Source organism: Micromonospora cynarisoli, from assembly GCF_030518815.1.
Lineage (GTDB): Bacteria > Actinomycetota > Actinomycetes > Mycobacteriales > Micromonosporaceae > Micromonospora > Micromonospora wenchangensis.
In genome coordinates, this window is the sequence record NZ_CP130426.1 from 3,057,229 (window position 1) to 3,072,346 (window position 15,118).

General features: G+C 71.2%; 10 protein-coding genes and 2 tRNA genes. 2 read left to right on the forward strand and 10 right to left on the reverse strand.

The genetic code is table 11. The annotated features are described in order from the left end of the window. Window positions 1-295: 295 nt before the first annotated feature. Window positions 296-1,684, forward strand: coding sequence for an extracellular catalytic domain type 1 short-chain-length polyhydroxyalkanoate depolymerase (locus Q2K16_RS12635; protein WP_302745583.1), 1,389 nt, complete (start codon window positions 296-298; stop codon window positions 1,682-1,684). A gap of 111 nt (window positions 1,685-1,795) precedes the next feature. On the opposite strand, the gene rox is transcribed toward Q2K16_RS12635, so the two are convergent. The 7 genes from rox to Q2K16_RS12670 form a co-directional block, all read right to left on the reverse strand. Next, window positions 1,796-3,229: a rifampin monooxygenase gene (gene rox, locus Q2K16_RS12640; RefSeq protein ID WP_302745585.1), complete on the reverse strand. Its 1,434-nt coding sequence runs from the start codon at window positions 3,227-3,229 to the stop codon at window positions 1,796-1,798. Between the two features lie 174 nt (window positions 3,230-3,403). Continuing rightward, on the reverse strand, window positions 3,404-3,820 hold the full coding sequence (locus Q2K16_RS12645; protein ID WP_302745587.1) for a type II toxin-antitoxin system VapC family toxin: 417 nt from the start codon (window positions 3,818-3,820) through the stop codon (window positions 3,404-3,406). Next, a complete protein-coding gene (locus tag Q2K16_RS12650; protein ID WP_302745588.1) occupies window positions 3,802-4,056 on the reverse strand; it encodes a FitA-like ribbon-helix-helix domain-containing protein in 255 nt (84 codons plus the stop codon). Before Q2K16_RS12650 ends, Q2K16_RS12645 begins: the two co-directional genes overlap by 19 nt. Before the next feature lie 121 nt (window positions 4,057-4,177). Further along, a tRNA-Ile gene (locus Q2K16_RS12655) sits at window positions 4,178-4,251 on the reverse strand. A gap of 154 nt (window positions 4,252-4,405) precedes the next feature. Further along, entirely contained in the window at window positions 4,406-5,647 is a 1,242-nt protein-coding gene (locus tag Q2K16_RS12660; protein ID WP_302745590.1) for an NAD(P)/FAD-dependent oxidoreductase, read from the reverse strand. Next, window positions 5,637-7,763 carry an MMPL family transporter gene (locus tag Q2K16_RS12665; RefSeq protein WP_302746457.1) on the reverse strand — a complete coding sequence of 709 codons (2,127 nt, stop codon included), beginning with the start codon at window positions 7,761-7,763 and terminating at the stop codon, window positions 5,637-5,639. Before Q2K16_RS12665 ends, Q2K16_RS12660 begins: the two co-directional genes overlap by 11 nt. Window positions 7,764-7,968: 205 nt before the next feature. After that, a tRNA-Asn gene (locus Q2K16_RS12670) sits at window positions 7,969-8,041 on the reverse strand. 293 nt (window positions 8,042-8,334) lie between these two features. On the opposite strand from Q2K16_RS12670, the gene Q2K16_RS12675 reads away from it, so the two are divergent. Continuing rightward, on the forward strand, window positions 8,335-8,718 hold the full coding sequence (locus Q2K16_RS12675; protein ID WP_302745591.1) for a hypothetical protein: 384 nt from the start codon (window positions 8,335-8,337) through the stop codon (window positions 8,716-8,718). A gap of 54 nt (window positions 8,719-8,772) precedes the next feature. On the opposite strand, the gene Q2K16_RS12680 is transcribed toward Q2K16_RS12675, so the two are convergent. From Q2K16_RS12680 to Q2K16_RS12690, 3 genes are all read right to left on the reverse strand, one after another. Beyond that, window positions 8,773-9,783 (reverse strand): sugar phosphate isomerase/epimerase family protein, encoded by a 1,011-nt coding sequence (locus tag Q2K16_RS12680; RefSeq protein WP_145921227.1) that lies wholly within the window; start codon window positions 9,781-9,783, stop codon window positions 8,773-8,775. A 382-nt stretch (window positions 9,784-10,165) separates the two neighbouring features. After that, a complete protein-coding gene (locus Q2K16_RS12685; protein WP_302745593.1) occupies window positions 10,166-11,878 on the reverse strand; it encodes a ThuA domain-containing protein in 1,713 nt (570 codons plus the stop codon). Between the two features lie 60 nt (window positions 11,879-11,938). Beyond that, the gene (locus Q2K16_RS12690) at window positions 11,939-14,800 is read right to left on the reverse strand and encodes a carbohydrate-binding protein (protein ID WP_302745594.1); all 2,862 of its coding nucleotides are present in this window, start codon (window positions 14,798-14,800) and stop codon (window positions 11,939-11,941) included. Window positions 14,801-15,118: the final 318 nt, after the last annotated feature.

Genomic DNA, 15,118 nt, shown 5'->3' on the forward strand with positions numbered 1-15,118 from the left:
GGACGCTCCGGGCTCGGCTGGGCGACGGTGGCACCGACTGTAGACGGCGCACCGGTACCCGCCTACCGAACACGGTCCGGGTGGACCCCGGCACGGAACCGGTGACCGCCAAGTGTATCGAGGTCATTCGATTGACACTTGTGGGACCTAGGAGAACACTAAGTGCCATGCAATGCCCTAGGGCCGGGGCAGGGCATGCCGGACGTAGTGGGCCAGCGCGGACGACACGGGCATCCGGGCGTACCCGTGTCGCACGGTCGCGCGGCCGATCTCAACCTGTGAGGGAGTCACGCCCATGAGAATCAGACGCAAACTGCTGCTCGCCCTGGCGGCACCGCTGGTGGCCACCGTGGCGGCAGCCGCCCTGGTGGTACCGACGCTCCAGCCGGCGTACGCCGCGTCGCTGGTCGAGGTGACCAACTTCGGCGACAACCCCGGTCGGATGCGGATGCACATCTACGTGCCGAACACCCGCCCGACCAACCCGGCGATCGTGGTGGCCATGCACGGCTGCGGCGGCACCGGCCCCGGCTTCTACTCCAGCAGCGAGTTCGCCTCGCTTGCCGACCGGTACGGCTACATCGTGATCTACCCGTCGGCGACCCAGCAGGCCGGCTTCGGCAACTGCTTCGATACCTGGTCGGACGCCGCGAAGCGCCGGGGCGGCGGCAGCGACCCCGTGTCGATCGTCTCGATGATCAACTACACCGAGCGGCAGTACGGCGGCGACCCCCGCCGGGTGTTCGCCACCGGCAGCTCGTCCGGCGGCATGATGACCAACCACATGCTGGCGGTCTACCCGGACGTGTTCGCCGCCGGGGCCGCCTTCATGGGAGTGCCCTACAACTGCTTCGCCAACGCGGCCGACTACCCGCCCGGCGCCAGCCAGTGCACCGGTGGGAACATGAACCGCACCCCACAGCAGTGGGGTGACGCGGTCCGCCAGCAGGCGTACCCCGGGTACACCGGCCCCCGGCCGAAGGTGCAGCTGTGGCACGGCACCGCCGACACCCTGGTGCCGTACTCGCTGCTCCAGGAGACCATCGAGCAGTGGACGAACGTGTTCGGGCTCAGCCAGACGCCCACCTCCACCGACACCCCGCAGGCCAACTGGAACCGCCGCCGCTACGCCGACGCCAGCGGCAACGTCCTGGTCGAGGCGTACAGCGTCCAGGGGGCGGGGCACACCCTGCCCTCCGCCGGGATGGCCGCCGTCGCCCTCCAGTTCTTCGGCCTGACCAACCCGACCCCGACCACGCCGCCGGTGACCACTCCGCCGGTGCCGACCACCCCGCCGGTGACCACGCCGCCGCCGACCACCCCGCCCGTCCCCACCACCCCGCCGCCGACCACGCCGCCCAGCTCCGGGGCCTGCCGGGTCACGGCCAGCGTCAACGCCTGGAACAGCGGCCTGACCGAGAACCTGACCATCACCAACACCGGTTCCAGCGCCGTGAACGGCTGGTCCCTGGTGTTCACGCTGCCCGGCGGGCAGAGCATCACCTCCGGCTGGAACGCCACCTACTCCCCCTCGTCGGGACAGGTGACGGCGCGCAACGCCAGCTACAACGGCACCATCCCGGCCGGCGGCTCGATCGACATCGGCTTCCAGGCCAACCACACCGGCAACACCGCCAAGCCCTCCTCGTTCACCCTCAACGGCGCGGCCTGCACGGTCGCCTGACCGACCCGGTCCACCACCGGGTGTGACCACCGTCCGTGCCCGGCCGCCCTGTTCCGGGCGGCCGGACACGGCGGCCCCCGGCCCATCCTCGGGCCGGGGGCACGGCCCCGGTCACGCGGCGGCGACGCCGAACCACCGGGACAGCCGGTCGCGCAGCTCCCGCTGGTCGTCACCGACCCACGCCACGTGCCCGTCGGGGCGCAGCAGCAGCGCGGGCACGTCCAGTTCCCCGCTGACGTCGACGACGCGGTCGACCCGGTCGGTCCAGCCCGCCACCGAGAGTTCCCCGGTCTGGTCCAGCAGCAGCCCCCGGCCCCGGTGCATCAGCCCGTAGAGGCGTCCCCCCTTCAGCTCCACGTCCCGCAGCCGCCGGCCGACCAGGTCGTTCTCGGCACCGAGGTCGTAGCGGACCGAGATCGCAGTGATCTTCTCGATCAGGTACCGGTTCACCTGCTCGAAGTCCATCAGCTCGGTCAGCAGCCGACGCACCGCCTGCGGACCCGCTGCCAGCGACATCAGCTCCGTCTGCGCGCGGGTGTTGTCCAGCACGTCCGCCGCCACCGGCCGGCGCTCCGCCTGGTAGGTGTCCAGCAGGTCCGCCGGCGCCCACCCGGCGACCTGCGCGGCCAGCTTCCAGCCCAGGTTGAACGCGTCCTGGAGACCGAGGTTGAGCCCCTGCCCGCCCAGCGGCGGGTGCACGTGCGCCGCGTCGCCGGCCAGCAGCACCCGGCCGACCCGGTACCGCTCGGCCAGCCGGGTGGCGTCGCCGAAGCGGGACAGCCAGCGGGGCGAGTGCACCCCGAGGTCCGTGCCGGCGGTCGCCCGCAACTGCTGCCGGAAGTCCTCGATGGTCGGTGGGATCGTCCGGTCCTCACTCACCCCGGCGGCCGGTACGACGACGCGGTACAACCCCTCGCCGTCGCCGACCGGGCCGACCCCGAACCGCAGCTGCGTCCGACGTACCCGGGTCGTCACCGCGACGACCTCGTCCTGTGGCGCGGTCAGCTCCATCACGCCCAGCAGCGTCTCGTTCCTGGTGGGCTCGCCGGGAAACCCGACACCCAGCAGCTTGCGGACCGTGCTGCGGCCGCCGTCGCAGCCGACGAGATAGCGGGTACGCAGGCGGGTGCCGTCGGCCAGCTCGGCGGTCACCGCCTCCTCGTCCTGGCCCAGCCCGACCAGTTCGCCGCCCCGCCGGATCTCGACGCCGACGGCGGTGGCGTGCTCGGTCAGCAGCCGCTCGGTGACGGGCTGCGGGATGCCGAGGACGTAGCCGTGCGCGGTGTCCATCCCCGCCGGCCACTCCTTGGCGATGCCGGCGAAGTAGCCGCCGACCTGGAACTTCCTGCCGTGTGCGAGGAACCGGTCCAGCAGGCCCCGCTGGTCCAGCAGTTCGATGCTGCGGACGTGCATGCCGAGCGAACGCACCACACTGGTCGGCGCGGCGTCGCGCTCCAGCACCACCACCCGTACGTCGTGCAGCCGCAGCTCGGCGGCCAGCAGCAGGCCGGTAGGCCCGCCGCCCACGATGGTCACGTCGATCATGGATTCCCCGTTCGACCGCTCGCGTCGCCCGATGCGTCGATACCGACGCATGCTTCGCGAATCTCGGATTCCGCCAGGATCTGGCGTCGGGTGGAGATTCTGCACGGGCACCGGGGTCTTGCCGCAAGGCCCGGGGTGCGATATACGTTAGAAGCGGCAGGGAGGCTCCCGCCGTCAGGACGCGGCGAGAAGTCGAATCTCGCAGCGGACACCGCTGGCCTTGGCGAGCCGACCGTCACTGGTCACGAGTGGACAGGCCATCATCTCCGCCGCCGCGACGTAAGCCGCGTCGTAGGCCGTGACATTGCCTCTCAACTGCCACATCCGGTCGAGCAGTCCAGGAACACCCACCTCATCGATGACCAACGAGGGCAGGGTGTCGATCGCCTCCGCTGCCCGAGCGAGGCCGAGCTTCCCACCGAGGACCTTGCCTCTGACCACGGACATGACCTCGACCAGAAGATGACCCGGAGCGGCCCAGTGTGGGTCTCCGGTCAGCTCCGCCCGCGCCGCGTCGCCGACCGGCCCGTCATCGACCAGAGCGTCGGCCAGAACCGACGCATCCACGACGATCACGCGGTGCTCCCCCACGGTCCGCGCTGCTCCCGTTGGTCGTTCAACTCGGCGGCGCTCTCCCCCGGCAGGGAACGAGCACCGTCCGATCGGCCGGCGAAGCGATCAAGGACCGCCGTGTTACGCAGCCGGCGAGCCTGAGTCTCCACCAGTTCCAGCAGGTATGCCTGGAGGGACTGTCCGCGCGCCTTGGCTTGGGCCGCCAAGGCGTCTCGTACTTCCTCCGGCACGTCACGAATCTGAAGAGCAACCATGCATTCATTATGCATGCAGCACCGGCAGCACCGCTCGAAGCGCCAAGAAGACTCGACCCTCGACCAGATGGTTCGCATGACGATGGTGGTACAGCCAAGAGCCGCAGGTCGAAGGAGTGCGTGGGGCGGACGGGACTCGAACCCGTGGCCGATGGATTATGAGTCCACTGCTCTAACCTGCTGAGCTACCGCCCCCGATACCGCGCCGGATCGTAACCCGCCCGACTGGCCACCGGCCACCACCGAACCGGCCCGCCCACCGATACCGATCGGCACGATGGGCTACGCGAGAATAACAGTCAGCAGTCGATCCGGATGCACCCGAACCGGCGTTGCGCGAGCGCCCGAATCAGCCCGCCGCGCGCAGTTCCGCGAGCACTACCCCGGCCGTACGCCAGCCGCTGGCCAGTGCCCCCTGGATCGACGGACTGTCCCGGTGGTCGCCGGCCACGAAGACCCCTCCGCCGAGCGCCACCGGCTTGCGGAGCCGCCCCTGCGGGGGTGGTGCGGCGGGCAGCGCCTCGGGGACCGACACCGTGGTCAGGTGTTCCCAGTCCGCCGTGGAGCGCCCGTAGAGCCGGTCCAGTTCGGCCCGGATCGTCGGTTCGGGCGGGGCGGCGGGGCCGACCACCGACGTCGCCACGAGGTGCCGGCCGGGCGGGGCGTACGACGGCGCGGCCCGGCTGACCACCACCGTGTTGGCGACGAGTTCCCGGCGGTCGCCGTCGACGAGCAGGATCGGTTCGTCGAGCGGCGGCTCGGGGGCGCTGTGGTAGTAGGTGGTGTAGCTGTGGGTGCGTACCCGGGGCAGGGTGGGCAGCAGCGTGGTCGCGGCCGTCGGGTCGGCGGCGACCACGACGGCGCGGCAGCCGATCTCACCGGCCGGGGTGCGGACCCGGCCGGGGGCGACCGAGGTGACCGGGGTGTCGCAGGTGACCAGGTCGGCGGGCAGCGGGGCGGCGATGGCCTGCGGCAGCGCGGCCATCCCCCGGGCGGGCAGGCCGATCCGCCCCCGGACGAAGGACCGCAGGATCATCGCCAGCACGTGGCTGGAGGTTTCCAGTTCCCGGTCGACGAGCACGCCGGACAGGAACGGCCGGATCAGCTCCTCGATGATGGTGTCGGACAGCCCGGCCCGGCGTAGGGCGGTCCCGCTGCTGGTCTCCGGCGCGGTCAGCAGCCGGTGCGCCGGCAGGGTCGCGCAGCCGGTGGCGAGGGCGGCGAAGCGGAGCCGGTCGGGCAGCGAGCCGACGCCGGCGAGCACGGTGGCGGGTGCGCCGCCGGGTTCGCGCAGCGGGTGGACCAGCCGGTCGAGCCGGTCGCCACGGCGGACCAGCACCCCGGAGGTGAACCAGCCCAGGTCGAGGGTGCCCAGGTCGAGCAGGGTGCCGAGCCTCGGGTAGGCGGTGTTGAGCACCTGGAAGCCCCGGTCGAGCAGGTAGCCGTCGACGGTGTCGGTGGCGACCCGGCCGCCGATCCGGTCGCCGGCCTCCAGCAGCCGCCAGGGCACCCCGGCCCGGTGCAGCCGGCGGGCGACCGCCAGCCCGGCGAGACCACCGCCGACGATCACCACGTCCGTCTCAGCGACCATGTGCCACCTCCGCGTCGTCGCGCACCGACCGGGACAGTCGGCTCGGCCACCACACCGTGGGCCCGATGTCGTACGACAGGGCGGGCACCAGCAGTGAGCGGACCACGATGGTGTCCAGCAGTACCCCGACGGCGACCGCCACACCCAACTCGACGAGCACCACCAGCGGGAGCACGGCCAGCGCCGAGAAGGTGGCGGCGAGCACGATGCCGGCCGAGGTGATCACCCCGCCGGTGACGGTGAGCCCGGCCAGCACCCCGGCCCGGGTGCCCCGCCGGGCGGACTCCTCGCGTACCCGGCTCATCAGAAAGATGTTGTAGTCGATGCCCAGGGCGACCAGGAACACGAAGGCGAACAGCGGGAACGACGCGTCGACCCCGGGGAAGTCCAGCAGGTAGGTGAAGACCAGCGCGCAGAGCCCGAGGGTGGCCAGGAAGGACAGCACCACCGTCGCGATCAGCAGCACCGGCGCGACCAGCGCCCGCAGCAGCAGCGCCAGGATCACCGTGATCACCACGAGGACGACCGGGATGATGACGTTGCGGTCCCGGGTGGACGCGTCGGAGGTGTCCACGTCGATGGCGGTGAACCCGCCGACCACGGCGTCGGCGGCCGGCACCCGGTGCACCGCCTCGCGCAGGTTACGGATGGTCCGGGCGGCGGCGTCGCTGTCCGGCGGGTCGGTCAGGGTCGTCTCCAGCTGCACGCGTCCGTCGACCACCAGGGGTGGGGCGTTCGGGTCGGGCGGGCCGGCCTGGTCCCGCCCGGTCACCGGGCGTACGGCGGCCACCCCGGGCACGCCCTGTGCGACCTGGGCGACCTGCCCGGCGGTCTGCTGCCGGGTGAAGATGGTCGCCGGGCTGCCGGTGCCGCCCGGGTAGTGCCTGGCGATCACCTCCTGCCCGGCCACGGAGTCGGTGCGGTTGGCGAACAGTTCGGACTGGCCGAGGGTGGTGGCCCCGAGCTGGGTGAGGCCGAGGGTGAGCAGCGCCAGCACCACGGCGGTGGTCAGCCACACCACCCGGGCCCGGCGGGCGACGAAGCGGGCGATGCGGGCCCACACCCCGTGTTCGGCCTGCGGGTCCGCCCGGTCCACCCCGGGGGTACGCGGCCAGAACGCCCACCTGCCGCCGAGCACCAGCAGCGCGGGCAGGAACGTCAGCATCACCAGCAGGGTGGCGGCGATGCCGATGGCGGCCACCGGACCGAGCGCCCGGTTGGAGTTGAGGCTGGACAGCAGCAGGCAGAGCAGGCTCACGATGACGGTGGCCCCGGAGGCGGCGATGGCCGGGGCGGCACCCCGCCAGGCGGTACGCATCGCGTCCCAGGGGCGCTCGTGCCTGTGCAGTTCCTCCCGGTAGCGGGCGATCAGCAGCAGCGCGTAGTCGGTGCCGGCACCGAAGACGAGCACGGTGAGGATGCCCTGCGCCTGCCCGTTCAGCTTGATCACGTCGTGCTTCGCCAGCTGGTAGACGAAGACCGACGCCAGCGCGTACGACATCCCCGCCGCCAGCAGCGGGAAGATCCACAGGACCGGGCTGCGGTAGACGACCAGCAGGATGAGCAGCACCACGACCAGGGTGACCAGCAGCAGTGGCCCGTCGATGGCGGAGAAGACCTCGATCAGGTCGGCGAGCAGGCCGGCCGGGCCGGCGACGTCCACGGTGAGCCCGTCGCGGTCGCCCCCGGCGATGCTCCGCAACTCCTCGACCACCTGGCCGATCTGTTCCCCCTCCGCGTCGTCGATCGGCACCACCACCTGCAGGGCCTGGCCGTCCTGGCTGGCGATCGGTGGGGGCAGTGGCCCGACCACCCCTTTGACCTGGGCGAACCGGGCGCTGTCGGCGACCGCCCGCTGCTTGTCGGCACCGGTGATGCCGGTGCTGCGCGCGTACACCACCAGGGCGGGGGTGGTCGGGCGGGCGACGAAACCGGCGGCCAGATCCTGGGCGCGGGTCGCCTCGGCGTCGGCGGGCAGGAAGGCGGCGTTGTCGTTGGTGGCGACGTCGCCCAGCTTGCCGGCGTACGGCCCGGCGATGCCGCCGACGACCAGCCAGGCCAGGACGACCGCGACGGCGATCAGCGTGGCCGCGCCCCGGGACCGTCCACCGGCCATCCCGATCCACCCCTCAGTCGACACACCGGTCGACGCGGCGGGAGTCCAGGTCGACATCCGTCATCCTGCCGCCCGGGTACGTCCTCCGGGACCGAAACCGCCCATCCGGTCACCCTCTTCACGGCGGCGCGGATCGTCGGCAGCGGGGGCCGGGATACGGAAAGGCCCGTCGGCGGGGGCCGACGGGCGGGAGTGGAATACTGGGCTCCCCCGTTTGGACTCGAACCAAAAACCTGCCGGTTAACAGCCGGCTGCTCTGCCAATTGAGCTACGGGGGACTGCTTCGCCGCGTCGTACCGGATCTCTCCGGCGCTCGGCGACGGCACAAGAGTACAGGACTTCGGGGGGGTTCGGTCCAGGGGGTTACCGCATTCGACCACCGCGCCACGGGGTGGGACGATCGACCCCAGCAACGCGGACAAATCGTCATCCCGGCCCAACCAGGTATGACCGCGGAGCAGGATGGGTAGTTAGCTGTCGACCGAGGAAAACGTGGGGCGCGACGATGGTCGGTCCCGACCGGGCACCACCGGCGGGAGCGACGGGAGCGTCAGGTACGGAAGGAGCCGCCATGCGCGGAAAGATCATGTTTCTTGGCGGGCTGGCTGCGGGCTTCGTCCTGGGCGCCCGTGCCGGCCGGGAGAAGTACGAGGAGTTGGTCGTCCGGGGCCGCAAGGTCCTCGACCACCCGACCGTCCAGGAGGCCGCCGGGGTCGCCCAGGCCCAGGCCACCCGCCTGTACAGCGAGGGCAAGGACAAGCTCGGCCAGTCCAAGCTCGGCGAGAAGCTGCACACCGGCAACGGCGGCAAGCCGGAGCTGACCCCGGCCGACGACGCCTTCGCCGGCACCCCGGCCAGCGTCGGCGCCAAGTCGGGCGTCAGCCCGACCAGCTCGGCCACCACCACCCCGAAGCCCAAGGCGCCGGGAACCGGCGCCAACGGCAGCACCCTCTGATCGTCCATACGTCGTCGGGCCGGTCGCCACGTGGCGACCGGCCCGACGGGTGTCTCAGTCCTTGCCGCTGCTGAACGCCGCGTCGAACGCCGCCGTCGGGGCGTCGAACGCCAGCCGGCGGACGAACTCCAGCGCCTCCGGCGCGCCGACCAGCCGGTCCATCCCGGCGTCCTCCCACTCCACCGAGATCGGCCCGGTGTATCCGATGGCGTTCAACGCCCGGAAGCAGTCCTCCCAGGGCACGTCACCGTGGCCGGTGGAGACGAAGTCCCAGCCGCGTCGCAGGTCGGCCCAGGGCAGGTGGGAGGCGAGCCGGCCACGCCGACCGTCCCCGGTGCGCACCTTCGCGTCCTTGCAGTCGACGTGGTAGATCCGGTCGGCGAAGTCGAAGATGAAGTTCACCGGGTCCAGCTCCTGCCACACGAAGTGCGACGGGTCCCAATTGAGCCCGAACGCGGGCCGGTGGTCGATCGCCTCCAGCGTCCGCTTGGTGGTGTAGTAGTCGTACGCGATCTCGCTGGGGTGCACCTCGTGGGCGAACCGGACCCCCACCTCGTCGAAGACGTCGAGGATCGGGTTCCATCGGTCGGCGAAGTCCTGGTAGCCGCGCTCGATCATCGCCGGCGGCACCGGCGGGAACATCGCCAGCGTGTGCCAGATCGACGATCCGGTGAAGCCGACCACCGTGTCCACGCCGAGCTTCGCCGCCGCACGGGCGGTGTCCTTGATCTCCTCGGCGGCCCGCTGGCGTACCCCCTCGGGTTCACCGTCGCCCCAGATCCGGGCGGGCAGGATGTCCTGGTGCCGCTCGTCGATCGGATGGTCGCAGACGGCCTGACCCACCAGGTGGTTGGAGATCGTGAAGACCTTCAGGTTGTGCTTGGCCAGCGTCTCCCGCTTGCGCTCGACGTACGAGTCGTCGGCGAGCGCCTTGTCGACCTCGAAGTGGTCGCCCCAGCAGGCGATCTCCAGCCCGTCGTAGCCCCATTCGGAGGCGAGTCGACAGACCTCGTCGAACGGCAGGTCGGCCCACTGGCCGGTGAAGAGCGTGATCGGTCGCGCCATCGTCTGTCTCCCCTGTTGTGGTGGGGATTCCTGAGCTGACCGGGGCGAGGGTGACCGGGCCGGGCCGGGCCGGTACGTCGACGGCCGTGCCGGGTCACCGGTGGGTGCACACGCACCTGGGCCCAACGGGTTGCGCCTCCCGTCGGGTCACCGGCCACCCGCAGGTCGCCGCCCACCACTCTAAGCCCACCCCACCCCCCACGAAACCCCTCTCCCCCACCCACCCGCGCCCCGCCTCCCCCCGCCCGCTCGCCCAGGCCCGCGCCCGCCCGCCCGCCTGCCCCCGACGATCAAGAGGTTTGCGTCACGACGGGGCGACCCGCGTGACGCAAACCTCTTGATCACCGATGCTCAGGCCGGCCCGGCGGCCGGCGGGGTGGGGTTACTGGGGGAGGGTCCACTTCTGGTTGGGGGCGGAGGAGTTGCACGTCCAGAGGAGGACCACGGTGTTGTCGGCGGAGTTGTTGCCGGAGACGTCCAGGCACTTGCCCGACGCCGGGTTGCGCAGGGTGCCGTCGGACTGCGACGACCAGACCTGCGGACTGCCACCGGTGCAGGTCCAGAGCTGGATCTTGGTGCCGTTGGCGGTGCCGCCACCGGAGACGTCCAGGCACTTGCCCAGCGCCTTGATCGGGCCGTTCGGGGTGACCGTCCAGGTCTGCCGGGCGCTGCCGTTGCAGGTGAAGATCTGGATCTGGGTGCCGTCGGCGGTGGCGCCGTTGCGCACGTCCAGGCACTTGCCGGCCAGGCCCTTGATCGGGCCGGTGCCGTTGGTCGGCGTGGTGCCGCCCAGCTCCTTGATCCGGATGTTGCGGAACGAGGCGTCGTCACCGGTGCCGTGGTTCTGGATGCCGATGTGGCCGGCGAGCGAGCGGACCGGGTCGGTGTTGGTGAAGTCGTTGATCTTCGACCCGTTGAGGAAGACCTGGAGCCGTTCCCCCTCGACCAGCAGTTCGTAGGTGTTCCACTCCCCCGGCGGGTTCAGCGCCGCGTCCCGGGCGGCCTGGTCGGCGGCCTGGAACGAGTAGACCGAGCCGGTGGTCCGGTCGGCGGTGTCGGTGGCGTCGATCTGCACCTCGTAGCCGTTGTCCATCGCCGAGTTCGGGTCGCTCGACGGCGGGAAGCCGATCAGGACGCCGGAGTTGTCGTCCCCGTCGACCTTCCAGTCCAGCTTGAGCGAGTAGTTGGTGAACTGCTTCGCGCTGTACCAGAGCATGCCCAGCCCGCCTACCGAGCTGAGGGTGGCGTTGGAGTTGGTGAAGCTGCCCGGCCCGGCCTGCGACCAGCCGTTGGTGGAGCCGTTGTAGAGCGCGGTGTAACCGGTCTCCGGCCGGCAGTCGGCCTTCGTCCGGCCGGCCGCGTACCGGATGCCGCCGAGCAGGTGGGCCCGGAAGGCCGGCTCGGAGTACGCCGACTGGTTGTGCCCGCCGCCGGTGTAGAACGACCGGCCGCCGTTGTACGTCTTGCACCACACGTGCGGGTGGTCGGCCCCCATCCCGCCCCCCGAGTACGACGACTCGTCGAGGTTCGCCAGCACGTGCGCCGTGGAGCGGGCGTTGGTGCGGTAGTTGTACCACTCGTCGGTGCGCTGCCAGGTCGGGCCGAGGTGGGCGGTGGCCGCGTGCGCGCGGTCCTCCACCCGTACGGTGGCCTGCTGGATGGCCGGATGGGAGGCGAACCACGCCCCGACCAGGTTGCCGTAGAACGGCCAGTCGTACTCGGTGTCGGCGGCGGAGTGCACGCCGACGTACCCGCCACCGGCGGCGATGTACGACTCGAAGGCGCTCTGCTGACTGGCGTTGAGCACGTCACCCGTGGTGTTGAGGAAGATCACCGCCTCGAACCGGGCGAGGTTGGCGGTGGTGAACTGGCCGCCGTCCTCGGTGGCGGTGACGGTGAAGTTGTTCGCCGCCCCCAGGTCGCGGATGGCCTGGGTGCCGACCGCGATGGAGTCGTGCCGGAAACCTGCGGTCTTGGAGAAGACGAGCACGTCGTAGGCGGCGTCGGCGGCGGACGCCGAGGTGGCCGGGGCGGTGCAGGCGAGGGCGGCGAGGACGGCGGTGGCCGCGCCGAGCAGGGGTCGGAAGAGTCTCATGTCGTGCTCCAGTACGCCGGGGGCGCGGGACCGGACACCGCCGGTCCCGCGCCCGTCAGGTCAGGGCAGGGTCCACTTCTGGTTGGCGGCGGCGCTGCAGGTCCACAGCAGGACCACGGTGCTGTCAGCCGAGTTGTTGCCGGACACGTCGAGGCACTTGCCGGAGGCGGGGTTGCGCAGGGTCCCGTCGGACTGTGCCGACCAGACCTGCGGGCTGCCACCGGTGCAGGTCCAGAGCTGGATCTTCGTGCCGTCGGCGGTGCCGCCGCCGTTGACGTCCAGGCACTTGCCGAGCGCCTTGATCGGGCCGTTCGGGGTGACCGTCCAGGTCTGCCCGGCCCCACCGTTGCAGGTGTAGATCTGCACCTGGGTGCCGTCGGCGGTGGCCGCGTTGCGCACGTCCAGGCACTTGCCGGCCAGGCCCCTGATCGGCCCGGTGCCGTTTGTCGGCGGCGGGGTGGTGCCGGTGTTCAGGGTGAACGCGTCCAGGTCGTAGAGCAGTCCGCTGCCGCCGGCGAAGGTCAGGTAGAGCGTGGTGGTGCCGGTGGGGGCACCGGAGACCGTTCCGGTGACCGTGGTGAAGACGTCCCAGCCGCCGGTGACCGGCACGCTGGCCTGCCCGAGCACGGTGCCGGTGGGCGAGCCGGCGCGGATCTGGACGGTGCCGCCGGCACCGGCCGAGGAGACCCGGGCGGTGAACGAGGTGACGTTGCCGAGCTGGTACGGGGAGAACCCGATCCAGTCCCCGTTCTCGATGTTGCCGACGGTCCTGCCGCCCTCGGCGGGGGTCTTGTCGAAGGTGGCGATGCCGGACGAGGTCTTGAAGTGCTCGGCCTGCCGCCGCCGGGGCTGGAGGGTGTGCTGGGTGTGCGTGGTGAGCCCGCCGGCGTCGGTGTACTCGGCGTCGAAGATCGCGAAGATGTTCGCCGCCTCGTCGTGCTCACCGTCGACCGGGATGGTGATCGTGCCGGAGCAGCCGTTGGCCGAGGTGATCTGGTGGCCGTGCTGGTCGTGGCCGAGCACGTAGGTCATCCTGACCCTGGCGCAGTCGATCGTGCCGTCCTCCGGGTCGGTGACGGTGATGCTGAACGGCACCGTGTCGCCGAAGGAGAACAGCGAGCCGTCGCCTGGGCTGTTCACCCGTACCGTCGGGGCGGTGTTGCCGACGTTGACGGTCACGCTGCTGGTGCCGGTCGCCCCCTGCGGGTCCCGCACGGTGAGCGTGGCGGTGTACGCCCCGTCGGTGGCGTACGTCTTGCCGGGGTTGGCCGCGGTGGAGGTGGTGCCGTCGCCGAACGCCCACGAGTAGGTCAGCGTCCCGCCCTCGGGGTCGGTGGACCCGGCCGAGGAGAAGTTCACGGTCAACGGCGCGGGGCCGGAGGTCCGGTCGGCCGTCGCGCGGGCGATCGGCGCCCGGTTGCCGCCACCGACGTAGTCGAAGCGGTACAGGGCGGAGTTGGCGTCGCCGTTGTAGTAGCCGGTGCCGTAGTCGAGCAGGTAGTACGCCCCGTCGGGGCCGAACGCGGAGTCCATCACCTGCTTGCCCGTCCAGGGGAAGCTGTCGATGGTGCCGGGCGACCCGTCGCTGTTGAGGTGGATCGGCTTGACCCAGCCCCGGCCGAACTCGGTGGCGAAGAACTGCCCGTCGAAGGTCTGCGGGAACTTCGTCACCGAGGGGTTGTTCGGGTCGTACCGGTAGACCGGGCCGGCGGCCGGTGACTCGGAGCCGCTGCCGAACGCGGCCGGGCTGCCGGCGTCGCCGCCGTACCTGATCCAGGCGGGTTTGGCCGGCGGGAGGGTGCCCAGGCCGGTGTTGCGGAACGAGTTGTTGGTCGGCCCGCCGGTGCAGTTGAACTTGGGGCCGGTGGAGTTGGTGGCGAAGTTCCACTCGTTGTACGTCTCGGACGTGGTGTTGGTGCCGGTGCAGTACGGCCAGCCGTAGTTGCCGGGACCGGTGACCCGGTTGAACTCGACCTGGCCGGAGGGGCCCCGGTTGGCGTTGGTGCTGCCGGCGTCCGGGCCGTAGTCGCCGACGTAGACGACGCCGGTGGCCTTGTCGACGCTGATCCGGAACGGGTTGCGGAAGCCCATCGCGTAGATCTCGGGGCGGGTCTTCGCGGTGCCGGGAGGGAACAGGTTCCCGCTCGGGATCGAGTACGTCCCGTCGGGGTTCATCTTGATCCGCAGGAGCTTGCCGCGCAGGTCGTTGGTGTTGCCGGCGCTGCGCTGGGCGTCGTAGGCGGGGTTGCGGTTGGTGCGCTCGTCCAGCGGCGAGTAGCCGGCGGAGTCGAACGGGTTGGAGTCGTCGCCGGTGGACAGGTAGAGGTTCCCGGCGGCGTCGAAGTCGATGTCGCTGCCGACGTGGCAGCAGATGCCCCGGTCGGTGCCGACGTCGAGCACGTCGACCTTGCTGGCCTGGTTGAGGGTGAAGTCGCTGTTCAGGGTGAACCGGGACAACCGGTTGACGCCCTGCCAGGCGGACCAGTTGGTGCCGGTGGCGGGCGCGTCGCCGCCGGGGGTGGACAGCGGCGGCGCGTAGTAGAGGTAGATGAACCGGTTGGTGGCGAAGTCCGGGTCGACCCCGAGGCTCTGCAACCCCTCCTCGTCGTGGGTGTAGACGGGGATCGTGCCGACCACCCGGGTCACGCCGGAGGCGTCGGTGCGCCGCACCGTGCCGTTGCGGGCGGTGTGCAGCACGGACCGGTCCGGCAGTACGGCCAGCGACATGGGCTCGCCCATCTCGTTGACCCCCCGGGCCAGCTCGACCTGCTGGAAGTCGCTGGCGTTGATGGTGTGGGCGGCGGCCGGGGCGGTCGGGCCGGTGGTGGCGGCGACCGCGCCGGCGGTGACGGCCAGCAGCAACGCGGCGGCCGAGGGTAGCCACCGTCGGGAACGGTGACCGAATGAGTCCTTTGTGGACATTGGAGGGCTGTCCCTTCCTGACGGATCACGGCCAGGGCGGGACGCGTGCCGCCGCGCCGGATGCCGGGTGGTGGGGTGGAGTGGTGGGGTGTGGCAGGGCAGGCCGGGCGGCCGGGGGTGCCCCGGTCGGCCGGTCCGAACCCTCGGCCGGGGCGCGCAGCGCCCGGCGGAAGATTGCTCGCCGAGGGGTTACCGCGCCGCCGGTTCACCTTGACGAAACATGCCCGTGATGCCACAAACATTAATGGCGACCTATATCAATGTCCATACCCTCTGCCCACCGTTGTGGGTTTTCATCAGATGAAGCCCGTCCCGGCG